The organism is Micromonospora trifolii, assembly GCF_050516465.1.
GTDB lineage: Bacteria > Actinomycetota > Actinomycetes > Mycobacteriales > Micromonosporaceae > Micromonospora > Micromonospora trifolii.
This window is the reverse complement of record NZ_CP191526.1, coordinates 3,074,518-3,088,774: the sequence shown is the minus strand read 5'-3', so window position 1 is coordinate 3,088,774 and position 14,257 is coordinate 3,074,518. Positions and strand designations below refer to the sequence as shown.

The window sequence follows — 14,257 nt, the reverse complement described above, 5'->3', positions numbered from 1 at the left end:
GGTTAGCTGCGGTGTGTGCTGCGGGCGGCCGGACGCGATCCGCTGTGGACCTACCCGGGAGCGGGTCACGGTGCCTCGACGACCTCGCGGCCGAGGGGCCAGAACGCGGCCGGAACGAGCTTGAAGTTGGCTATGCCGAACGGGATCCCGATGATCGTGACGCAGAGGGCGATGCCCGCGAGGATGTGGGAGAGCGCCAGCCACCATCCGGCCAGCACCATCCAGAGGATGTTCGCCAGGCCGGAGCCGACGCCCGCGCCCGGCTTGGGCACCAGGGTGCGGCCGAAGGGCCACAGCGAATAGACCGCGAGGCGCAGCGACGCGACGCCGAACGGGATGGTGATGACCAGGACGAAGCAGATCAGCGCGGCGATGCCGTAGCCGACCGCCAGCACGAGGCCGCCGCCGAAGACGAGCCACAGCACATTCAGTACGAAACGAATCATTACTCCAGCATGAAACATGCTCGCCACCCGGTCGGCCCGCCCGGTGTCCTCAGCGGGGAACGGCCACCGCGTGGCCCTCGGGGAGGGCCGTCTCACCACCGTCGGACAGCTGGGCGAGGGCGTCGTCGCGGCTGTCGAAGATGGGGAAAGCCTTGTCCAGACGCATGGTGTGCAGGACGGTGCGGATGAATCGCGACGGCGCGGCGAGGCAGAGCGTGACACCACGTTCGCGGGCGTCGCGGTGGGCGCGGACGAGCAGGCCGAGGCCGGTCGAGTCGATGATGTGCACCCGGCTCAGGTCGACCACGACATGACCGCCCACCTCGGCCACGTGCCGCAGCGCCGTGCGCAGGTTGTCGCCGGTGTCCAGGTCGATGTCGCCCGTGGCGGCGATGACGGTCGTGCCGTCGAGGTGGTCGATGCCCAGGATGCCGCCGGGGCCGTGGTCGTCGCGCGACGCGTGACCACCGGTCGAGGCGGGCAGGAGGCTGCAGTGCGGGCAGCGGTGCGGCCCGGTGGCGAAGGGGGAGCCGCTCCAGCCGTGCTCGGCCACCAGGGTCCAGACGACCTCGGCGTCGGGGAGCACGCAGGCGGTGCCACGGATGGTCTCGCCGCAGGTGTCGCAGATCAGGGTCATCAGATACTCGTCCGGGACGACGGTCATGCTGCTGGTCCTTCCTCGCTCACGATCGAGAGCACCTGATCCAGGCGGGTGATGTGCAGGATGCGCCGAACCCGGGGGTTCGGATCGCGGACGGTGAGGGCCGCGTCGGCGCGAGTCAGCCGCCGGTGGACGTCGAGCAGCAGGCCGATGGCGGCGGCGTCGAGGTGCCGGCAGTCGGACAGGTCGAGCACTACCTGTGCGGGGCGCAGCGCCAGCAGCCGGTCGAACACCGCGCCGACCTCCGGCAGACAGCCCAGATCGAGTTCGGTGACGCGGACCTCGACCAGCGGCAGCGTGTACCTCGCGGGCAGCACCGGCGTCGCCATTGCCGTACCCCTCTCCGTCGACCCTCGCTCCCTCCCCACCGTGCTGGGCGGGGTTGGCGGTCACTGCAAGGCTCTGTGACAGTTGTGTGACAAAACCGCCGGCTGGCGGGCACGGTTGGCCGCCCAGCGGTCCGCCGAGCATGATTCCGGCATGACGGCCGTACTGGTGATCGAGGACGACGACCGCATCCGGCTCGCGCTGCTGCTCGCACTCGAGGACGAGGGCTACGACGCCCTCGGCGCGGCCACGGCCGAGGAGGGCCTGCGCGCCCAACGCCACCACCCGGCCGACTACGTGCTCGTCGACCTGATGCTGCCCGGCCTCGACGGTTTCGAGTGCATCCGGCAGCTGCGCCGTGACGACGACGTCCCGATCGTGGTGGTCAGCGCCCGCGACGGCACCGACGACATCGTCGCCGCCCTCGAAGCCGGCGCCGACGACTACGTGGTCAAACCCGTGGCCATCCGGGAGTTGACGGCCCGCCTGCGGGCCCTGCGCCGCCGCGCCCGGCCGGTGGTCACGACCTCGGCGCCCGAGCCCGTGCCGGCGGTGGCCTTCGGGGAGTTGGAGATCAGTCCGGAGGCGGGGGAGGTGCGCCGCGCCGGCCAACAGGTCACTGTCACCCGCACGGAGTTCCGGCTGCTCTGTGAGCTGGCCGAGCACGCCGGCCGGGTGCTGTCCCGTCAGCAGTTGCTGCAACGGGTCTGGGGCTACGACAGCGGCGACGAGCGGCTCGTCGACGTGCACGTCGGCCGCCTGCGACAGAAGATCGAGCTTGACCCGGCGAACCCCCGGCACCTGGTCACCCTGCGGGGCCTGGGCTACAAGCTGCAACGATGAGACGCCTCGGACTGCGCACCCGGGTGACCGCCGCGTTCGCCGTCGGCGCGCTCCTGCTCTCGGCGTCGATGGCCCTGATCTCCTACGAGTTGACCCGCCGGTCCCTGCTCGACGACCGGGAACGCATCGCCCTGCGGGCCGCCTACTTCGACGCCGCCGTGGTGCATGCCGGCCTCGACACCGAAACCCCGGACGTGGTGGAGGTGCTCCGGTCGTTGGACACCGGCGGAAGCCGTCGACCGGTGCTGCACCTCAACGGCGAGTGGTACGCGCGGGCCGCCGATCCTGGCACCACGGCCGCCATCCCCGACGAGCTGCTCCGGGTCGTCTCCGCCGGGGAGCCGGCCGTGCAGCGTGTCCGCGTGGACGGGCAACCGGCCCTGGTGGTCGGGGTGCCGCTGTCCGCCTCCGCGACGTACTTCGAGGTCAACTCGCTGCGCGAGCTGGAGCAGACCTTCCGGGTGCTGGCCCTCGCGCTGACCAGCGTCGCGGTGCTGGTCGCCGGGTCCGGCGCCACCCTCGCCTGGTACGCCACCCTGCACGGGCTACGGCCGCTGACAGCGGTCGCCGACGCCGCCGAAAAGATCGCCGCAGGTGACTTCACCGCCCGGCTCGACCCGGCCACCGACCCTGACCTCACCCGCCTCTCCTCGTCGTTCAACCAGATGGTCGACCGCCTCGCCCGGCGCATCGAGCGGGACCGCCGGTTCGCCGCCGACGTCAGCCACGAACTGCGTTCCCCGTTGCAGACCCTCGCCGCGGCGGCCAGCGTCCTGGCCCGCCGTCGGGAACATCAGGACGAACGGACGGCCACCGCCGCCGGGCTCGTCGCCGACGAGATCGACCGTTTCCAACGGCTCGTCAACGACCTGATCGACCTGGCTCGCAGTGACCAGCCGGCCCACCGTGCCCCGGTGGACGTGGTGGAGCTGGCCCGGGAGACCTGCGACGCGTACGACCTGCCGGGCGCCCTCGTCCGCCTGGCGCCGGACGTGCCTCCGACGTGGCAGGTCGAGCGGCGGCGGATCGCCCAGATCCTGGCGAACCTGCTCGACAACGCCGTGACCTACGGTGGTGGCCCGGTGGCTGTCCGCCTGGGCCGGGACGGGGACAGCGGCGTCATCGAGGTCGACGATGACGGTCCGGGCGTTCCCGTCGAGGATCGCGAGGCGATCTTCGACCGGTTCGTCCGGGGGCGAGCCGCCCACACCCGGGGCGCCGGTGACGGCACTGGTCTGGGGCTGGCGTTGGTCGCCCAGCATGCCGCCGCGCACGCGGGACAGGTGACGGTCGCCGACCGCCCGGACGGGGGCGCCCGTTTCCGGGTCACCCTGCCGGGGAGCCTGTCGTGAGGCACCGTCGTCTCGCCCCGTTGGCGCTCGCCGTGCTGCTGACCGGGTGCGGCATCCCCACCGACGACACCCCGCGAACGGTGCCGCCCCCACGAGGACCGCTGAGCAGTGCCGCTCCCGCCGACACCACCGCACCGGCCGGCAGTGCCGCCGAGACGCTCTGCCTGGTCCGGAACAACCGCATCGTCCCCGTGGTTCGGCGGGTTGACAGTCCACCCACCATTGCGGACCAGCTGCGGCATCTGCTCGCCGGGCCCAGCGGCGCCGAACGGGACAGCGACCTGACCAGCGCGCTGCCGGGGGCGGTCAACGCCGCCCGCGCGACCGTGACCGGGACGCAGGCCCTCGTCGCGGTGGACGAACCCGCAGACGTTGGCGGTCGCAGCGACGAGGTCCTCGCCTTCGGGCAGATCGTCTGCACCCTCACCAGCCGCGAGGACGTATCCACAGTGGCCTTCCTGCGCGACGGCAAGGCTCTCGGCGTGCCCCGGGCCGACGGTTCCCTGTCCAGCAGACCGCTCACCCGGGGCGACTACGCCCCCCTCATCAGCGAACGCTGAGTCCGCGCACCACCGGGAGCACGGAGACCGCGATATCGACGACGACGCCCACCGCCGTCGTGCGGCGGGCGGTTGTAAGGTACGCGAAAACCCTTCCACGGCGTGCTCCGGAGTGCGGTAACCCGGTCCCGGAAGTTCAGGAGGATCGCGTGTCGTCCGACGACCGTTGGCTGCTCGACAACCCGATCGCGCACCGCGGGCTGACCGGCGACAATCGACCCGCCAATTCGCTGGCGGCGTTCGAGGCAGCCGCCGACGCTGGCTACGCCTGCGAGCTGGACGTGCAGCTCACCCGCTCCGGCGAGCTCGTCGTCGTCCACGACTACGATCTGACCGCGCTCACCGGTGCGGCGATCGCCACCGCGGAGCTGACCCCGGCCGATCGGCAGCGGCTCCGGTTGCAGGGCACCGACCAGCGGGTGCCCACGCTGTCGCAGGTGCTGGACCGGGTCGCCGGACGGGTGCCCCTGCTGATCGAGCTGAAACGGCCGACGCTCGCCCTCAACTTCGATCTCGTCGACGAGGTGCTGCGACAGACCGCCGACTACCCGGGGCGGTACGCGGTCGAGTCCTTCGACCCATTGCTCGTGGCGGCGCTGCGGGTCGCGGTGCGGAAGCTGCCGCCGCACCGCCGGGTGCCGGTGGGGCGCATCTGCGGGCTGCTGCGCACCGCCGGGCCGCTGACCCGGATGGTGGGTCGCAGTATGGTCAGCAACCTGATCACTCGACCCGACTTTCTGGCCTACGAGGTGGACGCGTTTCCGTCCCATCTGACGGCATGGTGGCGTCGCCGCGGTGTTCCGGTGATTGCCTGGCCGGTCGCTTCACCGGAGCGGGAGATGTTCGCCCGTCAATACTCCGACAACATCGTATTCTCGGGCTATAGACCGTCGCATGGCCAGCATCTAGCATCGTGACGTGTCTGTTGACCAAGGACAGAGCGGTTTGCTCGCCGAGTCGCAGAACGGGGCTCCCGGCGATCCCTTACAGGTCTATCGCGCGTTGGCGGAAGACAGCGTCAACAAGCTCAGGGACCATTACGACTGGCGAGCGAAATGGCACCGTCGACTGTTTCGTTCCACCGGCATCCTGGTCATCGTCGTCAGTGCGTCACTGCCACTGCTCGCCGGCTTCAGCTACCCGGGTAAGAACCTGATAATCGCGGTCTCCGGCGTGGTCATCGCCACGGCCACCGCGCTACGCACCTTTTATCAGTGGGATCAGATGTGGGCACTGCTGCGGCGAACCCATTTCGGGCTCCTCGAGGCGAGCAACCAGTGGAGACTCGCGTTCGGTCGCGCCGAGGCGACCGCTGATCCGATCGAGCGGGAGCAGCGCGCCTACGCGGCGACAGAGGTGCTGCTGGCGAAGATCGAAGGCATCCGCAGTGCCGAGACGGAGAAGTTCTTCAGCTCGTTGGCGTTCCCGGAGGAGTCCGCGCTGGCCGGCAAGCCTTTCCGTCCCTGACCGGTGGCGCATCCTGGTCGGGCAGGTCTCGGGGTTGTTCGGTGGAAGTCCTGAGACGAAAGCCAGGGCGACTTGAGGGAAGCTCCCGGAGGTCGGCCGGTGCCGGCGGCCACATGCTGGCTGGCATGAAACGCGCTGCGCTCTACGTGATCGCCGGACCGGTCGGCATCGTGGCCTACGGCCTGGTCCGGCTGTGGGCAAGATCCGACGGGGTGCGCATGCTCGCCGTCCGGCGGCGGCTGCCGTGGTGGAGTGTGCCGCTGCTCCTGGCCGGTATCGTCCTGCCGACGGTCACTCTCGATCTGCTTCCCGTCGGCGGCCTGTGCATGGCGCTGGCGTTGGCCCCGGCGTTGCCGTTGGTGCGGCAGCAGAGTGAGCGGGCCGAGTCGGCCGCCGTCTTCCACTGAGGACTCGGGGTGGCGCTGGCCTCGGACCAGCGCCACCCTTCGAGCCGTTACTTCAAGGCGAGGGTGCGGGCGTCGGCGGCGATGACGCTGGCCACCTCCGCCGGCACCAGCTTGCCGGCCTGCCGGTCGGCGTAGGTGGCCAGCTCGGCGTACTGGGCGTGGGCCAGCTTGGTGGTCATCGAGGTGACGGCGGCCGGGTCCGCGCCCGAGGTGAGGATCAGGTAGCCGAGGCCGGCCTGGCTCACCGTCACGGTGAAGGTGCTGGTCGCGGTGGCGGTGCCCTCCGGCCCGATGGCCTCGGTGGAGATGGTGTGCCGGCCGGCGGTCAGCTTGGCCAGGTCGAGCTTGCGCCCGGCGGCCGACTTCTTACCGTCCAGCGTGACGGTGACGGTGTCCGCGTTGGTCGCGGCGACCGCGATCACCGGCGACTGGGCCCGGTCCAGCCGAGCCCCGCTGGCCGGCGAGGTGATCTGCACGGTCGGGTCGGCGGAGGCCCGCTGGACGAACGCCGAGTTCCAACCGACCAGCTCCGCCGCCCGGTTGGTGATGATCGCGTCGGTGCCGATCCGCTCCAGCCGCTGCCACAGGCCGGCGGAGTCCATCGTCCAGGCCATCACGGCGACTCCGGCGGCGTGCAGGGGGGCGACGACCTCCGGCTTGGCCAACAGCGCGTTTCCGTCCGGGTTGTACGCGGTCAGGTGCAGCTCCTTCGCGATCGCCACCGGGTCGGCGTCGAGGGTGCTGCGGAGCAGGCCGAGCGGCAGCTCGGGGGCGATCTCGTAGGTGTACCTCAGGGCGTCGACCTCGAAGCTCTGGATGAAGACCCGGCCCATCATCTGCTCGTCCCGGATCACCTGGATGATCGTGGCGACCTCGTCGCGGGTGTGCTTGCCCTTGATCTCCACGAGCAGGTTGCCGCCCCGGGTCCGCAGGTCGGCGAGCTGCTCGGCGAGGGTGGGCACCCGCTCGCCGACGTACTGCGGGCCGAACCAGGAGCCGGCGTCGAGCGCCTTGATCTGCGCGGCGGTCAGGTCCCGGATGTTGCCGGTGCCGTCGGTGGTCCGGTCGACGGTGCCGTCGTGCAGGATGAACGGGATGCCGTCCTTGCTCGGCTGGACGTCGTTCTCGATCCAGTCGGCGCCACCCTTACGGGCGATCTCCTGGGCTACGAGGGTGTTCTCCGGTGCGGCGGCGGACGCGCCCCGGTGGGCGATCACGGTGAACGGGCTGCCCTCCGGGCGGAGGTAGCCGTTCGGCGCCAGCTCGGTGACGGTGACGTCGTCGTACGACACGGTCGCGCCGTTGACGAAGAGCCCCTGGACGCCGTCGGCGGAACGCTGGAGGCTGCTGGTCCGCATCGCCTCCCGCCCGTCGAAGATCCAGCGGGCCTGGTTGCCGTGCACCTCGACCGCGACGCGCACGTCCCGGCCGGTGCCGGCGGCGGACGGGGCCGAGGCGGTGTTCGTCACGACCCAGGCGTTGGCAGTGGTCCGCTGGGCGAATTCGAGCCCGTTGGCGGCGGTGGTGCCGCTGCGCATGGTGGCGATCCACCAGGGGGTCGCGCCACTGGCGGGGACGTCGATGCCGAGCGAGGCCCAGCGGGTGGCGGCCGAGACCGACTCGAAGCGCATGGTCGCCTCGAGGCGGAAGTCATTCAGGTGCCGACCGAAAGTGATCTTGTTGTTCTCGCTGGAGCTGGCGGAGGTTCCGTACAGTCGGCCGTTCTCGACCTTCCAGGCGCCGTCGACCGCGTGCCAACCGGCGGGCAGCGACCCGGTCGAGAAGTTCTCCGAGACGACGACGCTGCCCGGCTCGGCGGTGGCGGGCGACGAGGTCGCGACGGCGACCGCGACGGCAGCGCCGGTGACGGCGAGGGCGGCGACGGCGGCGGCGGTCCGGGTACCCAGGGCGCCGAGGCGCGACCCGGCGCGGCGAAGCGACGTTGATGCGGGTAGGACAGTCATGGTCGCGACGGTACGAAGCGCGCCCGAACTGATGATCAATCAAGCATGGCTGCCGCCGGAACGCCCGGTGTACCGCGCTCGATCGGGGCGTCCCGGATTGGTCAGCTCGACAGGCCGGAGCAGGCGACCCCGTCGATGGTGCACGCCTTGGGGGCGGAACCGGTCAACGATCCATTGACCCGGAACGTCACCCGGACCGAGGCGCTGCCGGGCACCTGACCGGTGTTCGGGTCCGGCACGAACGTCCAGACCGCACCGTCCCGGCTGGCCTGTGCTCCCTCGACCCCGCTGATTCCCAGCGACTCCCGGGGCAGGGTGACGACCAGCGTCCACCCCGGCGCCGGGACCGGGCCGGGATTGCTGATCGTCACGGTCGCGCCGTAACTGAGCAGGGCGTTGTCCGTGATGGCGAAGGCCGCGCCCAGGGCCGCCGGGGTGGGTTCGGCGGTTGCACCGGTCGGCGTGGGCCGGGTCGACGACGCGACGGCCGGTGGGACCGAGGAGGCCGAGGCGGGCGGGGGAGCGGGCACCGCCGGGCTGGTGACCGCCGGTCGCGCCTGCGCCCGGGGGGTAGCGGACGGCGACGCGCCCACCTGCTCGACCGACGGCGGCGGGTCGAGGGTCACCGGCGTCAGCTTCTCCGGCGTACGCAGCACCCCGACGACGGACACAGCCGTCGCGATCAGCACCCCGAGCGCCGCGACGACGGCCACCCAGGTGGCCCGCGAGACGTCCTCCCGCCCGGTGAGCACCCGCCGTGCGGCAGTGACGAGGGCCACGACCCGATCCAGCAGGATGATCGCCACGGTACGGCGTGGCTGGGGTGGTGTTGCCGGCACTGCCAGTCTCTCCTTCAGTTCGTCGCCGGGTGCGCGCCCACGATCCGTCCGGGTCGCGGGTGGCACTGCCCGGTCACAGCCCACGAAGCCCGACGAGTATCGCCTCGAGCAGATCCTCGGTCGGCAGCTCCGACAGCATCGGCGGTTCGTGCGTCTCGATCAGCCCGGCCGCGAGCAGGTCACCGAGCAGCACCCGGACGGTCCCCAGCGGAAGGTCCAACTCGGCACCCACCTCGGCCACCGACACTGGATGGTGACACAGCTCGACGATCCGCGCCTGTTCAGGGAAGAGCGGTGTGGGGGGCGTGACCCCCCGCCGGGCGACGACCAGCGAGATCAGGTCGAACTGGCCGCGTGCGGGCGTGGTGCGCCCCCCGGTCATCGTGTAGGGCCGGGCGACCGGGCCCGCGTCGTCGTCGTACCACGCCTCGTCAGTGGTGCCGCTGGTGTGCACCAGTGTCCCCGATCGTCACCGAGGAGGCCGGGCCCAACGTGATGGGCAGGTGCTGCTCGGCCTGCCCCACGAAGAGCGCCACCTCGTACGCCATGTCACCGACCTCGACGTCGTCACCGGCGATCCGCACGGTGAGGATGGTCCCGTTCGGGATGGTGGCGATGAACAGGAACGCTCGCGACATCTGCACCACGACCTGGCGCAGCCGACCCGCGTCGCAGGTCCGGGTGGCGGCCAGCCCCAACGCGATCAGTCCGGCGACCACGCCGGAGATCTGCTCGGCCAGCTTTTCCCCCACCCGCCGCGAGCCGCCGAGCGGCAGCCCGTCCGGTGAGAGCACCACGGCGAACTCCGCGCCGTGCACCCGGTCGACCAGATTGTTCAGGGCGTCGGTCAGACCGTCCTCGGTGACCACTGCAGACGTCATTGATGTCTCCTTGCTGTTCTCGCGACTGGCAACTCAACCGTGTCGAGGCTGGTCCTGCCGTGTTCCGGGCCGGTCGGCCCGGGGTGGCGGACCCGCGTCGGCAGCGCGCCGTCGCCGTTCGGGTCGGGCAGGTCGGCGCCCGTGCGGGCCGGTGGGTACGGGGTGTCGGGTGGTGCGCTGGCCGGTGTGCGGCCGGTGGCGGTGACCGTGATCAGCCGGGAGGGAAGGAGCACGATGGCGGCCGTCCCACCGCGCCGGCTGGGGCGCAGCGAGACGTGGGCGCCGCAGCGGCCGGCCAGGATGGCGGCGGCGTACCAGCCGGCGAGGCCCGCTGGCGGGCCGTCCGGTGGCGGGTTGCCGAGCAGGTGGTTCGCCTCGGCCAGCGCGGCGGCGTCCAGGCCGGGCCCGTCGTCGACGACGAGGACGGCACACCCCTGCGGTCGCTGTTCGCCGCTGACCCGGACGGTGGTCTCCGCCCCGGAGAAGGCCAGGGCGTTCTCGATCAGCTCCGCCAGCAGGTGGATGACGTCCGTGACAGCCGGCCCCGCGAGCGACCACGGCCAGTGCGGCGCGATCAGGACCCGGTGGTAGTCCGGCACCTCGGCGACCGCGCCGCGCGCCACGTCGAGCAGTGGCACCGGGCGTCGCCAGCGGCGGGCGGGTGTCGCGCCGGCCAGGGTGATCAGTTTCTCCACGTTGCGTCGGACCCGGGTGGTGAGGTGGTCGAGCTGGAACAGCTCGCCGGTCTCCTCGGTGGACCGTTCCCGACGTTGCATCCCGTCCAGCAGGCTGAGTTGGTCACGCAGCAGGACCTGGTTGCGTCGGGTCAGCCCCAGGAACAGCTCCCGCTCGGTGTCAACCCCCGACGTCGCCGGTTCCTGCGCCGGGGTCGGCGTCTCCGGCATCGGCGCTGGGAGGTCGGCGTCGGGCCTGGTCAGCTCGTCGGTGAGGCGTCGGACGGTGCCCGCCCAGCTCAGCAGGAGTACGAGCACGACGATGAGGCCGAAACCCACCACGGCCCCGGTACGTGCGATGAGTACGGCGGCACCGGGAGTGGCCCGCTCGACGCTGCTGCGGGCGGTGTTAGTCACCAGTGTCTGCAGCGCGCCGAGGGCGGCGTCCGCCGCGGCCCGCCAGCTCTGGATGGTGAGACCGGCCAGGGCGTTGGGCGTGCCGGCCTGGAGCAGCAGCCGGTCCTCCAGGGCGAGCAGGGCCGCGAACTCGGGGCCGGCCGCGAGGCGCTGATGCTCGCCCTGGCCGTCGGACGGAAGCCCCGCCCCGGCCTCGGCGCGCGCGTACCGCTGGATGCTGACCAGTGCGCTCAGCCGGCGCCGCTCGTCGGCGCCGAACCGTGCGCCGGTCAGGGCCGCGCTGACCAGGGTGTCCTCCTGGGCGAGCAACTCCCGGGCGCGGGCCAGCGCGATCACCGCTCGGGTGTCGGCGGCCAAGCCGCTCTCGTACGCGCCCCACTCTGGGCCGTACACCCGGAAGGCGACGTCGATGACCTCGTCGTACCCGTCAATTGCCGCGCCCTGGTCGAGCCCCCCGGTGTCCACCTCGGATCGGGTCGTGCCCAGGCCGTCGAGCCGTCGGACCAACTCGCCGGCCCGGTCGCGGACGGTGCCGGCGCTGAGCAGCCGAAGGTCGCGGCCCTTCGTGAACTCGCGGATCTCGGCGGCGGCCCGGTCGGTGCCTTCGCGGGCCCCGACCAGCGCGGGTGTCGTCTGCCCCGCCCCGGCGATCGTCTCGGCGGTGATCCGACGCTCCGTCTGGAGGCTCAGAATCAGGCGGTCGATGGGCTGGCCCAGCGTGTCCGCCAGCGCCCGGACGCGCAGCAGGTCGACGGTGTCCTGGCTGGACAGGTAGGCCGCGTACGACCAGAGCGTGATCAGCACGGCGGCCAGCACGGCCAGCCTGGTCCGGATCAGCCGAACATCGTTGCGGGTCATCGGCTCGCCCGCTGCGGCCACGGTTGCCCGGCGGTGTCGCTGGCCCGGTCGGCGACGAGGGTGCGCAGCAGCGCCAGCAGTTCGGTGCGGTTGGCGCAGTTCAGCCGGTTACGCATCCGCGCCACGTGGTGTTCGACGGTCTTGGCCGAGATGAAGAGCCGATCGCCGATCTCCCGGTAGGTCAATCCGGCCAGCACCAGTTCGGCGACCTCGTACTCGCGGTCGCTGAGCCCGTGCTGCGTGGGGCCGGCGGCCCGCGCCGTGCTCGCACCGGTCGTCGGTGCCTGGCCGCTCTGCCCACCGGAGGGCCGCCCCTGCAACGCTCGGGCGCACTCCAGCAGGGTGGTCATCGCCCGCCGGTCCGCGGTGCGGATGGCGGCCTGCCCGGCGAGGCGGGCGCCGTCCCAGCACAACCCGGTGTCGTGCAGCCCCCGGGCGGCGGCCTCCACCCGGGTCGGGTCGACGACCCCCCGGAGCACCTCCACCCAGCTCTCCGCTGCGGAGGCGACCACGGCCGCGTACCGGCTGTGGCCAGCGGCGGCGAGCAACGCCGCGACGTGTTCGTCGGCGACCGTCGGCTCGCCGGTCAGGATGGCGGCGTGCAGCCCGCTCCAGTGCAGCGGCACCCTCCACAGAGGTGGGTTGCCGAGGCGGTCGAGCAGCGCACGCCCCTGGTGCAGGTACGGCTCCAGCCGGGCCAGGTCACCCAGCCGCGCGCCCGCGATGGCCAGCTCACCCAGCGGCAGCAGGGTGAACAGGTCGACGGGGTGCCGCACCACGGCCTCCAGCGCCTGCCCCCAACCCCGCTTGAGCGCCCCGAGGTCGCTGTTGCGCCGGCCGATGCCCATCCGGATCGCGGCGGCGAAGAGCTGGTCGCGTGACTCCAGTGGTCGCCCGTCGAGCGTCACAGTGGCGAGCCGCTCGCCGGCGGCGTGGATCTCGCCACGGACCATCAGGATCCAGGCCTGCAACAGCCGGTGGCGGCGGGCCATCAGCGGGCCGCCGACACCGGCGCCCAGGGCGCGGTGCAGCACCCGCTCGGCGATCTCCAGCTCACCGCAGTGCACCGCCGTCAACGCGGCGAGGGCCGCCGGGCTGTCCGGCAGCAACGCCGCTCGGCCGTCCGGCTCCAGCAGCGCGGCGGCCTGCACGAGCGCGGAGAGCGCGGCGGTCGGCGGGCCGGTCACGCTCTCCCGTACACCGTTGGCCATCAGTCGGGCGGCGCTGGCGTGCAGGGTCGGCGGTTCGCCCGCCGGGTCCCCCGCCGGTGACTCGGTGCTGGCGGCCGGGTCACCGGTGGCGAGCCCGCCGACGATGGCGAACGCCGCCGCCGAGGCGGTGCCCGACCACCGGAACAGCTCGACGCTGCGACCGACGTGACCGCGGTGGGCCAGGGCGGTGGCGGCGACCACGGCCGCCTCGGAGCGCTCCGGGGGAGCGGCCGTGGCCAGGAGTCGGTCCGCCAGCCGAAGCGCGTCGTCGAGGTCACCGGCGAGCGCGGCGGCGAGCGCCTGCTGCGCGTTGGGTGGCCGCCCGGCCGCCGTGGCAGCCGCGAACAGCTCGGCGGCGAACGCCGGCTCGTCGGCCAGCGCCTCGTCCGCCGCCGCGGCCAGGGTCGCGGCCGGGCAGTCGCCGAGCGCGCCGACCGCGAGCAGGGAGCGGACCAGCGGCAGCACCGCGCCACCCCGGGCGAGCTGCAACTCGGTGAGCCGCCGCCAGACCGCCGTCCGCTCGGTGGTGGGGCTGAGCGTCGCGACGGCCCGCCGGACGATCGGCGCGAGCCGGCCGTCCGCGCCGAGCAGCCCGGCCGCCCTGGTCGTGGCGATCAATTCGTCCACCCCTGCCGGGTCCCGGCCCAGCAGCGCGCCGAGCATGCTCACCGGCAGCGCCCCGCCGGCCGCGACGGCGAGCAGCAGTCGGCGTACCGCAGCGGGCTGAACGTCCAGGTCCGGCCCGAATTCGAGGATGACGGACCGGGGTGGGTCCACCATGCCGGTCCGCGTCTCCGCGCCGGCCAGGCCGCGGGCCAGCCGTTCCACGTCCCGGGGTACGCCGGCGGTCTGCGTGTGGACGAAGTCGACCAGGTCGGCGGGGCGGCCCAGCTCGGGTGTCGCGGCGAGATGGGCGGCGGTCTGCTCCCGGGTGAACGGCGTGAGCAGCACGGCCTGCCCGTCGCGTCGCAGGGCGTCGACCAGCTCACTGAACGCCGCCGACCGGGGCCACGGGCGGTGGGCGACCACCAACCGGTGTCGACGGCCGGCGACCAGACGCAGCAGCGCTTCGGTCCGCGCGTCGTCGAGCAGGTGCGCGTCGTCGACCAGCACCACCGTGTCGGGGTCGACCGGCTCATCCGGCTCCGGCGCGGCCGTGCGTACGGCGATCCCGGCGCGCTGGTGGATGCGCTCCAGCTCGGCGAGGAGAGCGGTCTTTCCGTGACCGGCCGGGCCGGCGATGCCGACGGCGAGGGGGCCGGTCGGATCCTGCGCAACAGTGTCCAGTAGCGCCTGCAACCCCTTGTCCAGGGTCAGCCCTGGTGCGGCGAGGTCATTCATGATCATTGG

Annotated in this window: 15 protein-coding genes; 6 read left to right on the top strand and 9 right to left on the bottom strand. The window is 72.5% G+C overall.

All coding sequences use genetic code 11. From position 1 onward, the window contains the following. Positions 1-65: 65 nt before the first annotated feature. Genes ACQRWP_RS14175 through ACQRWP_RS14165 form a run of 3 tightly spaced genes read right to left on the bottom strand, consistent with a single transcriptional unit; the run spans position 66 to position 1,436 of the window. The gene (locus ACQRWP_RS14175; protein WP_430502692.1) at positions 66-446 is read right to left on the bottom strand and encodes a YccF domain-containing protein; all 381 of its coding nucleotides are present in this window, start codon (positions 444-446) and stop codon (positions 66-68) included. Positions 447-495: 49 nt separating this feature from the next. Further along, on the bottom strand, positions 496-1,110 hold the full coding sequence (locus ACQRWP_RS14170) for an STAS domain-containing protein (RefSeq protein ID WP_430502691.1): 615 nt from the start codon (positions 1,108-1,110) through the stop codon (positions 496-498). Further along, the gene (locus ACQRWP_RS14165) at positions 1,107-1,436 is read right to left on the bottom strand and encodes an STAS domain-containing protein (RefSeq protein ID WP_430502690.1); all 330 of its coding nucleotides are present in this window, start codon (positions 1,434-1,436) and stop codon (positions 1,107-1,109) included. The genes ACQRWP_RS14170 and ACQRWP_RS14165 overlap by 4 nt, the downstream gene beginning before the upstream one ends. 151 nt (positions 1,437-1,587) lie before the next feature. Here ACQRWP_RS14165 and ACQRWP_RS14160 point away from each other — a divergent pair, with 151 nt between their 5' ends. The 6 genes from ACQRWP_RS14160 (at position 1,588) to ACQRWP_RS14135 (ending at position 6,063) form a co-directional block, all read left to right on the top strand. After that, the gene (locus ACQRWP_RS14160) at positions 1,588-2,277 is read left to right on the top strand and encodes a response regulator transcription factor (RefSeq protein ID WP_355006168.1); all 690 of its coding nucleotides are present in this window, start codon (positions 1,588-1,590) and stop codon (positions 2,275-2,277) included. After that, positions 2,274-3,629: a sensor histidine kinase gene (locus ACQRWP_RS14155; protein WP_430502689.1), complete on the top strand. Its 1,356-nt coding sequence runs from the start codon at positions 2,274-2,276 to the stop codon at positions 3,627-3,629. The genes ACQRWP_RS14160 and ACQRWP_RS14155 overlap by 4 nt, the downstream gene beginning before the upstream one ends. Continuing rightward, positions 3,626-4,189: a GerMN domain-containing protein gene (locus ACQRWP_RS14150; RefSeq protein WP_430502688.1), complete on the top strand. Its 564-nt coding sequence runs from the start codon at positions 3,626-3,628 to the stop codon at positions 4,187-4,189. Before ACQRWP_RS14155 ends, ACQRWP_RS14150 begins: the two co-directional genes overlap by 4 nt. A 59-nt stretch (positions 4,190-4,248) precedes the next feature. Beyond that, on the top strand, positions 4,249-5,106 hold the full coding sequence (locus ACQRWP_RS14145; protein WP_430502687.1) for a glycerophosphodiester phosphodiesterase family protein: 858 nt from the start codon (positions 4,249-4,251) through the stop codon (positions 5,104-5,106). Between the two features lies 1 nt (position 5,107). Then, the gene (locus tag ACQRWP_RS14140) at positions 5,108-5,656 is read left to right on the top strand and encodes an SLATT domain-containing protein (RefSeq protein WP_430502686.1); all 549 of its coding nucleotides are present in this window, start codon (positions 5,108-5,110) and stop codon (positions 5,654-5,656) included. Positions 5,657-5,781: 125 nt separating this feature from the next. Continuing rightward, positions 5,782-6,063, top strand: a complete 282-nt coding sequence (locus ACQRWP_RS14135; RefSeq protein WP_430502685.1) for a hypothetical protein — start codon at positions 5,782-5,784, stop codon at positions 6,061-6,063. Between the two features lie 47 nt (positions 6,064-6,110). On the opposite strand, the gene ACQRWP_RS14130 is transcribed toward ACQRWP_RS14135, so the two are convergent. From ACQRWP_RS14130 to ACQRWP_RS14105, 6 genes are all read right to left on the bottom strand, one after another. Beyond that, the gene (locus ACQRWP_RS14130; RefSeq protein WP_430502684.1) at positions 6,111-8,027 is read right to left on the bottom strand and encodes a glycerophosphodiester phosphodiesterase family protein; all 1,917 of its coding nucleotides are present in this window, start codon (positions 8,025-8,027) and stop codon (positions 6,111-6,113) included. Between the two features lie 101 nt (positions 8,028-8,128). Then, complete coding sequence (locus ACQRWP_RS14125) at positions 8,129-8,866, bottom strand: cellulose binding domain-containing protein (protein ID WP_430502683.1); 738 nt, start codon at positions 8,864-8,866, stop codon at positions 8,129-8,131. Positions 8,867-8,939: 73 nt separating this feature from the next. Beyond that, entirely contained in the window at positions 8,940-9,320 is a 381-nt protein-coding gene (locus ACQRWP_RS14120) for a DUF742 domain-containing protein (RefSeq protein WP_112620635.1), read from the bottom strand. After that, on the bottom strand, positions 9,298-9,747 hold the full coding sequence (locus ACQRWP_RS14115) for a roadblock/LC7 domain-containing protein (protein WP_366339007.1): 450 nt from the start codon (positions 9,745-9,747) through the stop codon (positions 9,298-9,300). Before ACQRWP_RS14115 ends, ACQRWP_RS14120 begins: the two co-directional genes overlap by 23 nt. Continuing rightward, positions 9,744-11,696: a nitrate- and nitrite sensing domain-containing protein gene (locus tag ACQRWP_RS14110; protein WP_430502682.1), complete on the bottom strand. Its 1,953-nt coding sequence runs from the start codon at positions 11,694-11,696 to the stop codon at positions 9,744-9,746. The genes ACQRWP_RS14115 and ACQRWP_RS14110 overlap by 4 nt, the downstream gene beginning before the upstream one ends. Continuing rightward, a complete protein-coding gene (locus ACQRWP_RS14105; RefSeq protein ID WP_430502681.1) occupies positions 11,693-14,254 on the bottom strand; it encodes a LuxR C-terminal-related transcriptional regulator in 2,562 nt (853 codons plus the stop codon). Before ACQRWP_RS14105 ends, ACQRWP_RS14110 begins: the two co-directional genes overlap by 4 nt. Positions 14,255-14,257 lie beyond the last annotated feature (3 nt).

Bases quoted from the DNA above. Each gene is read 5' to 3' on its own strand.
- ACQRWP_RS14175 (WP_430502692.1), bottom strand. From the start codon at position 446: ATGATTCGTTTCGTACTGAATGTGCTGTGGCTCGTCTTCGGCGGCGGC.
- ACQRWP_RS14170 (WP_430502691.1), bottom strand. From the start codon at position 1,110: ATGACCGTCGTCCCGGACGAGTATCTGATGACCCTGATCTGCGACACC.
- ACQRWP_RS14165 (WP_430502690.1), bottom strand. From the start codon at position 1,436: ATGGCGACGCCGGTGCTGCCCGCGAGGTACACGCTGCCGCTGGTCGAG.
- ACQRWP_RS14160 (WP_355006168.1), top strand. From the start codon at position 1,588: ATGACGGCCGTACTGGTGATCGAGGACGACGACCGCATCCGGCTCGCG.
- ACQRWP_RS14155 (WP_430502689.1), top strand. From the start codon at position 2,274: ATGAGACGCCTCGGACTGCGCACCCGGGTGACCGCCGCGTTCGCCGTC.
- ACQRWP_RS14135 (WP_430502685.1), top strand. From the start codon at position 5,782: ATGAAACGCGCTGCGCTCTACGTGATCGCCGGACCGGTCGGCATCGTG.
- ACQRWP_RS14130 (WP_430502684.1), bottom strand. From the start codon at position 8,027: ATGACTGTCCTACCCGCATCAACGTCGCTTCGCCGCGCCGGGTCGCGC.
- ACQRWP_RS14115 (WP_366339007.1), bottom strand. From the start codon at position 9,747: ATGACGTCTGCAGTGGTCACCGAGGACGGTCTGACCGACGCCCTGAAC.
- ACQRWP_RS14110 (WP_430502682.1), bottom strand. From the start codon at position 11,696: ATGACCCGCAACGATGTTCGGCTGATCCGGACCAGGCTGGCCGTGCTG.
- ACQRWP_RS14105 (WP_430502681.1), bottom strand. From the start codon at position 14,254: ATGATCATGAATGACCTCGCCGCACCAGGGCTGACCCTGGACAAGGGG.